Here is a 14541-nt window from a genome sequence, read left to right as displayed (position 1 = left end):
GTCGGGGGCACGCTATCGCGTCGGACAGTCGGATACCGCATAGGCTCTCGCCGTGCCCAAGCTCGGCGTCGCGCTCAAGCGCGTCCTCGTCGGGCGGCCGCAGCGAAGCGACCGTCTCTCCCACACCCTGCTCCCCAAGCGGATCGCGCTGCCTGTCTTCGCGTCCGATGCGATGTCCTCGGTGGCCTACGCCCCCGAGGAGATCTTCCTGACCCTGTCGGCGGCCGGGCTCGCCTCCTACGCGTTCTCGCCGTGGATCGGGCTCGCGGTGGTCGTCGTCCTGCTCACCGTGGTCACCAGCTACCGGCAGAACGTGCACGCCTATCCGTCGGGCGGCGGGGACTACGAGGTCGCCACGGTGAACCTCGGCCGCCGCGCCGGACTGACCGTGGCGAGCGCGCTGCTGGTGGACTACACGCTGACGGTCGCGGTGTCGATCTCGGCGGCAGCCGCCAACGTCGGAGCGCTCGTGCCGTTCGTCGCGCAGCACAAGGTGATCTTCGCTGTGTCCGCGATCGTCGTGCTCACGGCCGTGAACCTGCGCGGCGTGCGTGAGTCGGGTGCCGCGTTCGCGGTCCCCACCTACGCGTTCATGTTCGGCATCGGCACGATGATCATCTGGGGCCTCACCCGCATCCTGATCTTCGGCGAGGACGTGCGGGCGCCCAGCGCGGACCTGCACCTGCTGGCCGAGGGCGACGCGTTCACGGGGCTCGCCCTCGTGCTGCTGATCCTGCGGTCGTTCACGCAGGGGTGTGCCGCGCTCACCGGTGTCGAGGCGATCAGCAACGGCGTGCCGGCGTTCCGCAAGCCCAAGTCCCGCAACGCCGCCACCACTCTCACGCTGCTCGGCGTGATCTCCGTGTCGATGTTCATGGGGCTGATCTGGCTCGCGCAGCTCACCGGGGCGAAGATCGCCGAGTACCCCGAGACGCAGTTCCCCGACGCGCCGCCCGGGTACATCCAGCAGACCCTCGTGGCCCAGCTCGCCCAGGCCGTGTTCGACGACTTCCGCCCCGGCTTCTACTTCGTCGTCGTGGTGACCGCGCTGATCCTCGTGCTCGCCGCGAACACCGCCTACAACGGCTTCCCGGTCCTCGGTTCGATCCTGTCGCAGGACCGCTACCTGCCGCGCCAGCTGCACACCCGTGGCGACCGCCTCGCCTACTCCAACGGCATCCTGGTGCTCGCCGCCGTCGCGATCGTGCTGGTGATCGGGTTCCAGGCCGAGGTCACGCGGCTCATCGCGCTCTACACGGTCGGCGTCTTCACCTCGTTCACCCTCAGCCAGCTGGGGATGCTGCGGCACTGGAACCGGCTGCTCGCCACCGAGACCGACCCGGCGGCCCGCAGGCGCATGAAACGCGCCCGCATGATCAACGGGTTCGGGGCGGCGATGACGGGCATCGTGCTCATCGTCGTGCTGATCACCAAGTTCACCAGGGGCGCGTGGATCGCGATCGCCGCGATGGCGGTGTTCTACGTGATGATGCAGGCCATCCGGCGGCACTACGACCGGGTCTCCGCCGAGCTCGTGGCCGGTGAGACCGATGCGGTACTGCCCTCGCGCAACCACGCGATCGTGCTCGTCTCCACGCTGCACAAGCCCACCCTGCGGGCCGTCGCGTACGCCAGGGCCACTCGGCCGGACGTGCTGGAGGCCGTCACCGTCAACGTCGACGAGGCCGACACCAAACGGCTCGTGCGCGACTGGGAGCGGCGCAAGATCCCGGTCCCGCTCAAGGTGGTCGAGTCGCCCTACCGCGAGATCACGAAGCCGGTGCTCGACTACGTGAAGCGGATCCGGTCCACCAACCCGCGCGACGTCGTCACCGTGTTCATCCCCGAGTACGTGGTGGGGCACTGGTGGGAGCAGATCCTGCACAACCAGAGCGCGCTGCGGCTCAAGGGCAGGCTGCTGTTCCAGCCGGGTGTCATGGTCACGAGCGTGCCGTGGCAGCTGCGCTCGTCCGAGCGGGTGGTGGCGCGGCGTCCGGAGACCCCGCCGGGAGCCTCCCGGCGCGGGTACGAGTCGGCGCCGCAGGATGACGGCAAGCCTCCTGCCACTCCGCCGATGCCGCCGCCCGCCACCACGTCGGGACGGCGGACGTGACTAGCCGCTCCGACCGCCCGGGCCTCGACTGGACCGACCGCGTCCTCGAGCTGGAGGTCGGCCCGATCGCCCACGGCGGGCACTGCGTCGCCCGCTCGGAGGGGCGGGTGGTGTTCGTGCGGCACGCCCTGCCGGGGGAGCGGGTGCTCGCCGTCGTCGACGAGGACGCCGGGGGCTCGTTCTGCCGGGCCGACGCGGTGTCGGTGCTGGAGGCGTCCCCGCACCGAGTGCCGGCGCCGTGCCCGTGGGCGCGGGCGGGTGGTTGCGGCGGCTGCGACCTGCAGCACGTCGACCCGGCCGCCCAGCGGGCGCTGAAGGCGGACGTGCTGGCCGAGCAGCTGCGCAGGCTCGCCGGGATCGAGCGGGTCGTGGAGGTCGAGGAGCTGCCGGGCGGGCCGCTGGGCTGGCGGCACCGCGTGCGACTCGCCGTCGACGAGGACGGCCGGGCCGGGCTGCGCGCGCACCGCAGCCACGACGTGCTGCCCATCGACGACTGCCCGCTGGCGCCGGCGGGGGCGCTGCCGCCGGTGCTCGCCGTGGGGCACAGGCCCGGAACCGTGGTCGAGGTGACCGTCGACGCCGACGGCGGCGTGCACGCGGGCGAGGGCGAGTCGGGCGGGGGCGAGTCGGGCGGGGGCGAGTCGGGCGGGGCTGCGTCGGGTGGGGGCGAGCCGCTTGTCCAGCGCGCCGGCGGCCGCGAATGGCGCCTCTCGCCCGGGGTGTTCTGGCAGGTCCACCCCGCCCTGCCGGACGCGCTGGCCGACGTCGTCGGCAAGTGGGCGGACGCGCCGGTCGGCGGCACCGCGTGGGACCTGTTCGGGGGCGTGGGACTCTTCGCCGCCGTGCTCGCGGGGCAGGTGGGGCCCGGCGGTTCCGTCACCGTCGTCGAGGCGTCGCGGCATGCCATCGCGGACGGGCGTGCCGCGCTCGCGGACCTGCCTCAGGTGCAGTGGCGGGCCGGGCGCGTCGAGCACGTGCTCGGCGGCCTGCGGGGGCGTCCGGACGTGGTGGTCGCCGACCCGCCCCGCCGCGGCCTCGGCAAGGAACTGGTGGACGCGCTGTGCGAGCGCGCCCCCGGCCGGGTGGTGCACGTCGCGTGCGACCCCGCGGCCCTGGCCCGCGACATCGCGCTCTTCGCCGCCCGCGGCTACCGGCTGGCGGAGCTGCGGGCGTTCGACGCCTTCCCGATGACCCACCACTTCGAGTCGGTCGCGCTGCTGGAACGCGCCTGACCGCACCGGCTCCTGCCGCGCGGCAGCAACTCGCGCGCACTCACGCCCCGACTCGCGCGCACTCACGCCCCGACTCGCGGACGTTGGGCGCTTGTCTTCCGCGAGTCGGGGTCTGGGCGCGCGCGAGTCGGGGTTTGGATGCGCGCGAGTCGGGGTCTGGGTGTACGCGAGTCGCTGCGAAAGGGTGTGCCAGTCGCGGGGCTGACGGGTGGCCGGGCGTGCTGGAGGGCATGATCCCGGCGTGGACAGTTCCGTACTCGCCGCGCACCTGGAGGGCTGGGCGCCCGAGCCCGTCGAGGTGACCGGCCGGCTCGACGCCTGGCCGGTGCTCGCCTTCGCCGGGCTGCTTGACCAGCCGGCCCCACCGCACGCGCCCGGCGACCCGCTGCCACCGCTCTGGCACGGCTTCCACCTGCTCGACCACCCGGCCCAGGCCGAGGTGGGGGAGGACGGCCACCCCGCGCACGGCCGGTTCCTGCCGCCGCTGCCCGACCGCAGGCGGATGTTCGCGGGCGGGCGGCTGGAGGTGCGCGACCCGCTGCGCGTCGAGGACGTCGTGACGCGGCGGTCGTCGCTGGTCTCGGCCACCCCGAAGAGCGGGCGCAGCGGCGCGATGGTGCTTGTGACCCTGCGCCACGAGTTCGACCGCGACGGCGCGATCGCGGTCGTGGAGGAGCAGGACTTCGTCTACCGGAGCCAGCCGGCGGGCACCGCGCGCGGCCTTGCGCAGGCCGGGCCGCAGCGGCAGGTCCCGGGGGCGCCGCAGGGGGAGTGGCACCTGCGGCTGGACCCCGGCGCGGCGTTGCTGTTCCGCTTCAGCGCGCTGACCTACAACACCCACCGCATCCACTACGACCACCCGTACGTGACGGGCGTGGAGGGCTACCCCGGTCTCGTGGTGCACGGGCCGCTGCTCGCGCTGCTCCTGCTCGAACTGCCGCGGCGGTTCGCCCCGCGGCGGCGGGTCACGGCGTTCTCCTACCGGCTGCTGCGTCCGGCGTTCGCGGGCGCACCGGTGGTGGCGAACGGGCATGCCGCCGGGGAGCTGACGGCCGGGGTGCCTGGCGCGGAGCCGTCGGTGGCGGGCACGGTCACCCTGATCTGATCCGTGATTCCCTATCGGGGCACGTGGTAGTGCGGCTCAGCCGTGGCAGTGCGCCGCCGACGGCGGGAGGTCGAGCGCCGGGTTGCCGTCGAAGAAGCCGCTGGGCTTGAGCATGAAGCCCACCGTGCTGACCGGCATCACCGGCCAGTCCTCCGGCCGCACCACGTGGTGGGCGCCGAACGTGTACCAGACCACGACGTCGGCGCCTTCCAGCGGACGGTCGCCCGCAACGTAGGCCGGGAGGCCCTGGCCGCCCGGGTGCTGGTTGGGATAGTCGCCCGCCGCGAACCGCTGGGTCTCGTCGGCGGCGGTGACCCACAGCTGGTGCTCGGTGAAGCCCGGGCGCGGCGCGAACACCGCGTCGGGGGAGTACATCGGCGGCACGGTCGAGCCCGGCATCAGGGCGTACGCCGTGGGCGCCCCGAGCGCGGACGTCTTCTCGGCGCTCTCGATCTTCCAGTACCGGGCGCGTGCGGCGTCGGTGTCGCGCTGCGCCTCGCGCTCGCTCGCGAGCACCGTGCGGTGCACCTGCCAGGCGTTGCCGTGCGGGTTGTCCGGCCCGGGTGCGCTCGGGGCCGAGTCGAGCTCCACCACGGTGTTGGCCGTGCCGTCCACGGCCATGTCGAGCCGCACGCAGAAGAAGTGCTGGTGGTTCGGCCCGTACAGGCCGGGGGCGACGAGGGTGCCGTGGGTGGGGGTCTCGCCAGGCGCGATCGCCCCCGTGGAGATGACCCCGGAGAGCTTGACCTCGTACTCGATCGTGCCGTCGTTGTAGAGGTACCAGAAGTAGCCGTACTCATAGTTCCCGACGGTGACGATGGTGGAGATCACCAGCCGCCGCCTGCGCCGCACCTGCACGGCGCCGGTGCGGAAGTCGGTGTGCTTCCAGGCGATCCCCGCGTCCTCCTCGTGCATGCAGACGGCGTTGGGGATGATCACCGCGTTGCCGTCGTTGTCGTTGACGACGCCGTCGAAGTACTGGATGTGCCCCACGCAGTCGCAGCCCAGCGTGAGGGAGTTCGCGAGCCACCCGACGCCGTACTCGCCCTGGTCGAAGACGTTCTTGAAGCGGTGCGTCGGCGCCGGGTCGCCGTAGGGCACGTACATCTCGGCGAGCGAGGCCCGGTAGATCACCGGCCGCAGCGTGCCGCGGTCGTCGTAGCCGACCTCGTGCAGCACGAGCCCCTCGCGGGGGGTGAACCCGATGCGCAGGTGCCACTTCTGCCACGTCACCGCGTGCCCGTCCACCGTGAAGCTCGGGCCCTCTGGCTGGGTGATGGCGATCGGCCGCACGTCGTCGCGGTAGGCCTCGAACGCGGGCACGTTGCCCGGCTCGAAGATCCACGGCTCCTCGTAGTTCCCCGGCTGGGTCGGCAGCGGGACGACGCCGTGGTCGGTCACCTCGACGACCTCACGGGCGTCCAGGTCCACGACGACGATGAGGCCCTCGACGGGCCGGGCGTAGCCGTGCTCGCCGGGTGCGGAGCGCACCCACGTCAGCGGGCGGGCGATTCGCCGGGCCGCCGGGTCGTCCTGCGGACCGGTCCAGCTCGACGCCCACGGGTCCACCATCGTGAGCGAGAAGTCCTCGACCCCCCGCTTGCGCATGGCGTCCTGCCAGCGCGGATCGGCCTGGACGATGGCCTCGCACGCCTCGAACTCCTCCGCCATGATCGGCGCCTGCACACCTGCACGAGGCGTCCACGACACGACCGCGCGGTCGGTCAGCGACACCACCGCCTCGTACGTCAGGTGCGTGCCGCGGTCGTAGACCACGACGTGCGCTTCGCGGGGCAGCGGGTCGTCGCCGGGCGTCCAGGCGCGCACCGCGGCCTTCGGCGGTTCGTGCAGCGTGACGAACACGAACCGGGCACTGTCCGTCAGGCCCCGGCCGGCGCGCAGCACCTGGGTCGCGGTTCCGATCTCGATGGCCGTCAACGGCTCGAGCGGGTGCGTGGCGGTCGCGACGGTGGCGTCCTCGACGGCGGTCATGCTGTGGCTACCTGCCTTTCCTCGGCTGAGCTGATCTCGGAGGTGCTGACCTCGAACTGTCCGATCCGGGCGTACCGCTGCGGGGCACGGCTGCGCAAGAACAGCGCCAATACCACCCCGGCGACGAACACGGCGAGCACCACCCACGGCAGCACGACGATGTAGGTGACGTCGGCGGCGCCTGCCAGGTCGTAGCGGTTGACGACGAGCAGCACGCACGCCCCGGTCATGGCGGCGAACCCGATCACCGGGGCCACGAGAGTGGACCACCAGCGGAACCCGTCGCGGGCCGTCGTCAGGAAGAAGCGAATGATCGCGACGGAGACCAGTGCCTGCACCGCGAGGATGCCCAGCACGCCGAGCAGCGGCGACCAGGTGCCCAGCTTGAGCAGCGCCCCCTCGGTGCTGGGGTCGTAGAGCACGAAGCCGAGGCAGTAGAGCCCTACGAGCGTCGTCACAGTCATCGCAGCAGGTACGGGGCTGCGCCGATTCGAGGTGCGGGCGAGCGCCGCCGGTAGTACGCCCTCCCGGCTGAGCGCGAACAGATAGCGGGCGCTCGTGTTGTAGAAGGCCATCGCGCAGGCGAACGAGCCGGTGACGATGAGCACCTGCATGAGCGCCGTCGCCCACGAGCCGATGAAGCGGTCGGTGAGCGGGTAGAACGCCGAGGCGATCTCGCCCGCGTACTGCGCCTGCACGGCCCGCGCCGAGCCGGTGAGCCCCCATCCACCGACGAACACGTACGAGATCAGCACGTAGAAGGCGCCGAGACCGATCACTGAGCCGTAGATGGCGGTCCTCGCGATCCTGTGTGGGTCGCGGGTCTCCTCGGCGTAGTTCGGGGCCATCTCGAAGCCCACCCACGACCAGAACGCGGCGAACAGCGCGATCCCGGCCGCACCCGCGCCGAACACCTCGATCGCGGCGGAGTTGCCGAAAATGTTCACCGGGTTGAGCGGCGCGAGGGAGAAGCCCTCGGCGCCGCCGGCGGCGAACACCCCGACGGCCAGCACGAGGAGCACCAGCACCTCGCCGATCAGCAGCACCCCGAGGATCTTGGCGGTCAGCTCGATGTGGAAGACCGCGAACACGCTCATCAGCGCCAGCCCGATGATCATGTACGCCCAGGCGGGCAGCTCCACGCCCGTGAAGCTCGCGACGGTGGTGGAGGCGAAGTACCCCATCGTCCCGGTCACCGCGGCCGCGAACACGATGTAGCAGAGGGCGATGAGCAACCCGGAGCCGAGCCCGGCCACCCGTCCGAGACCGCGGGTGACGAACGTGTAGAAGCCGCCCGCCGACGTCACGCGCCGGCACATGGCGATGTAGCCGACGGAGAAGATCGTGAGGGCGACGGTGGCGACGATGAACGCGGCGGGGGAGGCGTAGCCGGCGCCGAGCGTCGCGACGGGCACGTTGAACAGCATTGCGGCGAGCGGGGCGGCCCCGGTCACGATGCAGAACAGCACCGACGGGAGACGGAGAACGCCTTCGGCGAGCCGGCCCGGTCCGGCCCCGGGGATCGGGGCGCCGGCTGCCGGGCCGGCGGTGGGTGTCGCGGTCATGGCAGCTCCCAGATGAGAGGAGGGTGCAATCGAGAGTCGTGCGCACTGCCCGGACGAGCGTCGGGAGCACTCGTGTCATCTGTGTCACGTCAGAGTGACATGTCAGGTCGGCCGGGGAAACCTTGTCGGCCACATCGGGCAAGCACGCCTCTCAGCGCCACGAAGCTGGCCCGTGCTCGACTGCTCGGTGCGATGGGTGACCCCCGCGCGCCATGCGTGGGGTTCGCCCGCGACGATGGACCCGTGACAGGTACGCACGTTCCGTCGACGACCCCGGTCCATTCGATCCAGCAGCGCATCGCCGACGAGCTCGGCGTACGGCCGAACCAGGTGGCCGCCGCCGTCGACCTGCTCGACGGCGGATCCACAGTGCCGTTTGTCGCCCGGTACCGCAAGGAGGCCACCGGGGCCCTCGACGACGCGCAGCTGCGCACCCTGGAGGAGCGCCTGCGCTACCTGCGCGAGCTCGAGGAGCGCCGCACGGTGGTGCTCGACGAGATCCGCAAACAGGGCAAGCTCGACGAGGCGCTCGAGGCGCGGATCATGGCGGCCGAGTCGAAGGCCCGCCTGGAGGACATCTACCTCCCGTACAAGCCGAAGCGCCGCACCAAGGCGATGATCGCGCGCGAGGCCGGGCTGGAGCCGCTCGCCGACACGCTGCTCGCCGACCCGTCGCAGGACCCCGCCACCGTCGCGGCCGGCTACGTCAACGAGCAGGTCGCCGACGCGACCACGGCGCTGGAGGGCGCCCGCTCGATCCTCGTGGAGCGCTTCGCCGAGGACGCGGACCTGATCGGCGGGCTGCGCGAGCGGATGTGGACGCGCGGGCGGCTGGTCACGAAGGTTCGTGAGGGCAAGGAGACCGAGGGCGCGAAGTTCGCCGACTACTTCGACTTCTCCGAGCCGTTCACCAAGCTCCCGAGCCACCGGATTCTCGCCGCGTTCCGGGGGGAGAAGGAGGAGGTCCTCGACGTCGCGCTGGAGCCCGACGCCGAGCCGGCCGAGCCGGGTGTCGTCACCGACTACGAGCGCACGATCGCCGCGGCGTTCGGCATCTCGGACAAGGGCCGGCTGGCGGACAAGTGGCTGGGCGACTGCGTGCGGTGGGCCTGGCGTACCCGGATCCTGCTGCACCTGGGCATCGACATCCGGGTGCGGCTGCGCACCGTCGCCGAGGAGGGGGCGATCGGCGTCTTCGCGTCGAACCTGCGCGACCTCCTGCTCGCCGCCCCCGCCGGGAGCCGCTCGACGATGGGCCTCGACCCCGGCCTGCGCACCGGTGTGAAGGTGGCCGTGGTCGACGCCACCGGCAAGGTCGTCGCCACCGATACGATCTACCCGCACGAGCCACGCCGCGACTGGAACGGCGCTCTCGCCACCCTCACGAAGCTCGCGGCCGCCCACGACGTCGAGCTGGTCGCGGTGGGCAACGGCACGGCGTCCCGGGAGACCGACAAGCTGGCCCGCGAGCTGGCCGCGAAGAACCCCGGCCTCAAGCTGACGCCGGTGATGGTCAGCGAGGCAGGGGCATCGGTGTACTCCGCCTCGGCGTACGCGTCGGCCGAGCTGCCCGACCTCGACGTCACGCTGCGCGGGGCCGTGTCGATCGCCCGGCGGCTGCAGGACCCGCTGGCGGAGCTGGTGAAGATCGACCCGAAGTCGATCGGCGTGGGCCAGTACCAGCACGACCTGGCCGAGTCGGCGCTCTCCCGTTCGCTCGACGCGGTGGTGGAGGACTGCGTAAACGCGGTGGGGGTCGACGTCAACACCGCGTCGGCGCCGCTGCTGCGCCGGGTCTCCGGGATCACCGAGGGGCTCGCGGCCCAGATCGTGCAGCACCGCGACGCCAACGGCCCGTTCCGCACCCGCCGCGCGCTCGCCGACGTCCCGCGGCTTGGCCCGAAGGCGTTCGAGCAGTGCGCGGGCTTCCTGCGCATCCGCGGCGGCGACGACCCGCTCGACGTCTCGGGCGTGCACCCCGAGTCCTACCCGGTCGTGCACCGGATCCTGGAGCGGGCGAAGACCGACATCGCGGCGCTCATCGGCAACACCCAGAAGATCAAGTCTCTGCGGCCGCACGACTTCGTGGACGCCCAGTTCGGGCTGCCGACCGTCACCGACATCCTCGCGGAGCTGGAGAAGCCGGGCCGCGACCCCCGTCCCGCCTTCCGCACGGCCACGTTCGCCGAGGGTGTGCACAAGATCGCCGACCTGCGGCCGGGCATGCTGCTGGAGGGCCAGGTCACCAACGTCGCCGCGTTCGGCGCGTTCGTCGACGTCGGGGTGCACCAGGACGGGCTCGTCCATGTCTCGGCGATGTCGAAGCAGTTCGTCAGCGACCCGCGTGAGGTGGTCAAGTCCGGCGACGTCGTGCGCGTCAAGGTGCTCGAGGTGGACGAGGCCCGCAAGCGCATCTCGCTGACCCTGCGGCTGGACGACGAGGTCGGCGCGAAGCCCCAGCGGGAGCAGCGTGACCGGGAGCCGCGTGGCGGGGACCGCGGTCCGCGCGATCAGAAAGGCCGTGGAGACCAGCGGGGCCGGGGTGGCGACAAGAGCGGCGGCGACCGCCGCGGTGGCGGCCAGGGCGGCGCTGGCGGGCGCGGTGGCTCTGGCGGCGGTTCCGGCGGGGGCCTCGGCAACAGCGCGATGGCCGACGCCCTCCGCCGCGCGGGCCTGACGGGAGACCGGAAGAAGTAGCAAGATCGCCGGTCCCGGCCATCCAGAGGCCACGCCGAGCGCGCAGGAAGGGGGGAGATGCTGCGCTGGCTCAAGGTCGTGATCGCGGCGGTGCTGCCCTCGATGGCCGGGGTCGTGGCCTGGTGGATCTGTGTGGCGAACGGGCTCGGACTGGACGCCACGAGCATCGTCGTGGGCCTGGTCGTCCTCCTCCCGGCAACCCCGCTTGCGATCTGGGCCGGGCAGGCGGAGTCGCGCACCGGTTCGCCGCCTGCGCCGAAGGGTGACGCACCCCAGGTGCCGGCGGTGATCGGTGAAGTGCCCCGCGAGCCGAAGGCCTTCCAGCCGCGCTCGGATCTAGGAGCGCCCTGAACAACTCGGCCCTACTGCGCGCCGCCCAGGCGGGCACCTCGCGGCGTTGGACGATTGTCGGTCGGGGAGGCCGGCCCCGCATCCGCGCATCTGCTCGGCGAGCTGTCGGTGCTGTCGTCGTCCGGTGTCGGGCTCGACCTGCTCGACCCGGAGGCGGAGACGGCCTTGGCCGAGTTGGGGGCTCGATCGCTGGTCGCTTTCAGCCGCGACGACACCACCGCATTCGTCCACCGCCTGGTCCGGCGTGCAGTACGAGACCAGGCTGAACGTGACCGGACCCTGGCCGCGATGATCGAGACTGCGGCCCGGCGGCTGCTCGTGGCCGCCGAGGTTGTTACCGACGAGGACACTTGGCGGAAGTTCCCCACGATCATGGCGGTGGCCGATCATGCGACGGCCCTGTGGGAGGCCGTGGAGCAGTTTCCCGACGACGAATCCGCGCAGATCAGGGCGGCGGCCGAGGTCGTGCTGCGGGTCCGTCAGGTCGTGGCCAACCATCTCATCTATCTCAATGACCAAGTTCGGGCATTCCCGATCGCCGAAGCCGTCGTCACCGGACGTGAGAAGTTCCTTGGCGCGGAGCATCCGGACACGCTCACCGCCCTGCACAACCTGGCCCACGCCGCGGCGTACGAGGCGGCGGGACGGACCGCGGACGCGGTCGCCGAATACGAATGGGTCGCGAACAGGTTCGAGGCCGTTATGGGTCCCGAACAGACGCTGACAAAGACCGCGAGAGACAACCTGGAGCGCGCCCGCCGGAGTCTCCAACGCCGTTGAAAGACGGTAGTCGCGTCCCGTTCGGGCGAGCGTGGTCACGACGGGGGCCGCGATCGGCACTTATCGGGTGGAGTGGCGCCGGTTAACTTGTCGGCTTCGTGGGTCGACGCCATGGTCGGATCACACCTTTCCCCGACCTCCGCAGGAGCCGCCGTCATGCCGTCCGAAGCGTCCGACCCCGTCCTCGACCACGAGCTCGGTGAGGTGCTGCGAGACCTCGAGACCGCCGAGCCTCCGGTCCCGTCCACGCCACGCGGCATCGACTACGGCGCCGCACCGGGACGGGGCGCGTCGCCATGGCAGCTGTGGGAGATCTCCACGCCTGCTGCGGGGGAGCGCTGACCGCCCAGGTCGACCAGGCGTGGCGCGGCGCACCGCCCGGCGACGCCGAGTCCGCGGCCCGGTGGCGCGGCGCCGCGATGCTGGTCGACCAGTACCTCGGCATCACCGGTGACGAGCACGTCGTCGTCGCCTACACGCCCGACTGCCGGGAGTTCGCTGCGTACGTGCAGGTCACGCTGCGCAGGCGCGGGGTGGCCGCACGCGCCAGGGTGGCGCGGAGGTGCGGACGTACATGCTGGGCTGCGCCCGTCCCGCGACGCGCTGATCGGTGACTGGACGGCCCGATCGTGGGTAGCCGAGCGGGATGGTGAGCATCGGCCGACTTCCTGTCCTGCGAGCAGTTCGTCCCCAAGCAGCTCATCGACCATGCCCGTCTCTGCCAGTCCTGCCCGCGTTCGCCTGAGACCTGTATGAGACCTGCATGAGACCCGGGTGGGGCCGGTGCTGCCGTGTTGCTCATCACCTGGGATGATATGAGACCGGTGGTTTGTTCAACCATCAGAGACCGCACCGGCCAGGTAGTACTCGTGCCGAAGGCCCCGCGGGCTCGCCCGCGGGAGCGCCGTCCGTGCTCCCGTTTACTGCGACGGAAGACGATTCTTGATCGACAACGAGCTCCAGCTCGACATCCCCCGATTCACCGACCTCCCTCTCCGCGCCGAGCTGCTCCACGAGATCGACGAGCTCGGCTACACCCACCCGAGCCCCATCCAGGCCGAGGCCATCGGCCCCCTGGTGGAGGGCCGGGACCTGCTCGGCCAGGCGGCGACCGGCACCGGCAAGACGGCGGCGTTCGCGCTGCCCATGCTGGAGCGCCTCGCGGAGCAGCGGCCGGAACACGCCCGCGGCGACTCGCCGTTCGGGCTGGTTCTCGCGCCCACCCGCGAGCTCGCGCTGCAGGTCTCCGAGGCCATCACGCGCTACGGCCGCGGCCTCGGCGCCCGCGTCCTCACCGTGTACGGCGGCGCCCCCGTCGGCCCGCAGTGGAAGGCGCTGCAGCAGGGTGTGGACATCGTCGTGGCCACGCCCGGGCGGGCCATCGACCTCATGAACCGCGGCGCGCTGCGCCTCGACTTGCTCGAGACGATCGTGCTCGACGAGGCCGACGAGATGCTCGACATGGGCTTCGTCGAGGACATCGAGACGCTGCTCGACGCCACCCCCGACACCCGCCAGGCCGTGCTGTTCTCGGCCACGATGCCCCGGCGCATCGAGACGCTCGCGCAGAAGTATCTGCGGGAGCCGATCACGGTGCGGATCCGGCGCGAGGCCGTGCCCGAGGGCGAGGCCCCGAAGGTGCGCCAGACCGCCTACCTGGTGCCCCGCACCCACACGACCGCCGCGCTCGGGCGCGTGCTGGAGGCCGAGCGGCCCACCGCCGCCATCGTCTTCTGCCGCACCCGCGTGGACGTCGACGCCGTCACCGAGACCCTCACCGCGCGCGGCCTGCGCGCCGAGGCGCTGCACGGCGGGATGGACCAGGAGCACCGCACCCGCGTGGTCGAGCGGCTGCGCAGCGGGCGCACCGAGCTGCTCGTCGCCACCGACGTCGCGGCCCGCGGCCTCGACATCGACCTGCTCACGCACGTGGTGAACCATGACGTGCCGCAGTCGGCCGAGGCCTACGTCCACCGCATCGGGCGCGTGGGCCGGGCCGGTCGCGAAGGTGTCGCGATCACCCTGGTGCCGCCGTCGAAGGTGTACGCGCTGCGTGCCGTCGAGCGGCTCACCGGCCAGCCCATCGAGTTCGCGCCCGTGCCCACGGCCGCCGACCTGCGGTCCGCGCGCCTGGAGCGCACGGCCGCGTCGCTGCGCGAGCGGCTGGTCGCCGACCTGCTCGACGACGGCACCGGCACCGGCGCTCCGAACGACGACGACGGCGTGCGGGCGATGCTCGCCGGGCTCGTCGGCGAGTTCGACGGCGTGGACGTCGCCGCAACAGCCGTCCGGCTGATGCAGGCCGCCGCCGGCTCACCCGACGACGGCGACGACATCCCCGTGGTGAGCGCACCGCGCGGCGGGGCACGCGACCGCGAGCCGCGCAGCCGCGGCGGAGCCGCCGGCATGCGCGCGCCGAAGGCCGGCACCACGCGGCTCTTCGTCAACGCGGGCCGCGCGAGCGGCGTGCGTCCGCAGGACATCGTGGGCGCACTCGCCAACGAGTCCAACCTCTCCGGCCGCGACATCGGGGCGATCCAGATCCACGAGCGCCACGCGCTGGTGGAGATCCCGGAGCACGCCGCCGACGAGGTGCTGCGCAGCCTGCGCGGCTCCACCACCCTCAAGGGCCGGCGGGCCAACGTCCGGCGGGACCGCGGCTTCGCGGGCGCCGGTGCGGGCGGCGGCCGGGGGCGGCGAGACTGA

At 72.2% G+C, this 14541-nt stretch carries 11 protein-coding genes; 9 read left to right on the top strand and 2 right to left on the bottom strand.

Annotated elements, in window-relative coordinates; translation table 11 throughout:
* Positions 1-52: 52 nt before the first annotated feature.
* From ABD143_RS13325 to ABD143_RS13315, 3 genes are all read left to right on the top strand, one after another.
* Positions 53-2113: an APC family permease gene (locus ABD143_RS13325; RefSeq protein ID WP_343976470.1), complete on the top strand. Its 2061-nt coding sequence runs from the start codon at positions 53-55 to the stop codon at positions 2111-2113.
* The gene (locus tag ABD143_RS13320) at positions 2110-3345 is read left to right on the top strand and encodes a class I SAM-dependent RNA methyltransferase (protein WP_343976467.1); all 1236 of its coding nucleotides are present in this window, start codon (positions 2110-2112) and stop codon (positions 3343-3345) included. The genes ABD143_RS13325 and ABD143_RS13320 overlap by 4 nt, the downstream gene beginning before the upstream one ends.
* 241 nt (positions 3346-3586) lie before the next feature.
* Positions 3587-4450, top strand: coding sequence for an HTD2 family dehydratase (locus ABD143_RS13315; RefSeq protein ID WP_343976464.1), 864 nt, complete (start codon positions 3587-3589; stop codon positions 4448-4450).
* Positions 4451-4486: 36 nt separating this feature from the next.
* Here ABD143_RS13315 and ABD143_RS13310 read toward each other — a convergent pair whose 3' ends face one another.
* Both ABD143_RS13310 and ABD143_RS13305 read right to left on the bottom strand, forming a co-directional pair.
* On the bottom strand, positions 4487-6442 hold the full coding sequence (locus ABD143_RS13310) for a primary-amine oxidase (RefSeq protein ID WP_343976461.1): 1956 nt from the start codon (positions 6440-6442) through the stop codon (positions 4487-4489).
* A complete protein-coding gene (locus ABD143_RS13305; RefSeq protein WP_343976458.1) occupies positions 6439-8007 on the bottom strand; it encodes an APC family permease in 1569 nt (522 codons plus the stop codon). The genes ABD143_RS13310 and ABD143_RS13305 overlap by 4 nt, the downstream gene beginning before the upstream one ends.
* A gap of 243 nt (positions 8008-8250) precedes the next feature.
* On the opposite strand from ABD143_RS13305, the gene ABD143_RS13300 reads away from it, so the two are divergent.
* The 6 genes from ABD143_RS13300 (at position 8251) to ABD143_RS13275 (ending at position 14541) form a co-directional block, all read left to right on the top strand.
* Positions 8251-10704: a Tex family protein gene (locus tag ABD143_RS13300; protein WP_343976455.1), complete on the top strand. Its 2454-nt coding sequence runs from the start codon at positions 8251-8253 to the stop codon at positions 10702-10704.
* Positions 10705-10761: 57 nt separating this feature from the next.
* The gene (locus tag ABD143_RS13295; protein ID WP_343976452.1) at positions 10762-11055 is read left to right on the top strand and encodes a hypothetical protein; all 294 of its coding nucleotides are present in this window, start codon (positions 10762-10764) and stop codon (positions 11053-11055) included.
* 54 nt (positions 11056-11109) lie between these two features.
* A complete protein-coding gene (locus ABD143_RS13290) occupies positions 11110-11835 on the top strand; it encodes a hypothetical protein (RefSeq protein WP_343976450.1) in 726 nt (241 codons plus the stop codon).
* A 156-nt stretch (positions 11836-11991) separates the two neighbouring features.
* On the top strand, positions 11992-12177 hold the full coding sequence (locus ABD143_RS13285; RefSeq protein ID WP_343976448.1) for a hypothetical protein: 186 nt from the start codon (positions 11992-11994) through the stop codon (positions 12175-12177).
* Complete coding sequence (locus ABD143_RS13280; RefSeq protein ID WP_343976445.1) at positions 12141-12449, top strand: hypothetical protein; 309 nt, start codon at positions 12141-12143, stop codon at positions 12447-12449. Before ABD143_RS13285 ends, ABD143_RS13280 begins: the two co-directional genes overlap by 37 nt.
* A 328-nt stretch (positions 12450-12777) precedes the next feature.
* Positions 12778-14541 (top strand): DEAD/DEAH box helicase, encoded by a 1764-nt coding sequence (locus ABD143_RS13275; RefSeq protein WP_343976442.1) that lies wholly within the window; start codon positions 12778-12780, stop codon positions 14539-14541.

Origin of the sequence: Pseudonocardia aurantiaca (assembly GCF_039526725.1) — a bacterium.
Classification (GTDB): domain Bacteria; phylum Actinomycetota; class Actinomycetes; order Mycobacteriales; family Pseudonocardiaceae; genus Pseudonocardia; species Pseudonocardia aurantiaca.
This window is presented reverse-complemented; position numbering and strand designations above follow the sequence as displayed.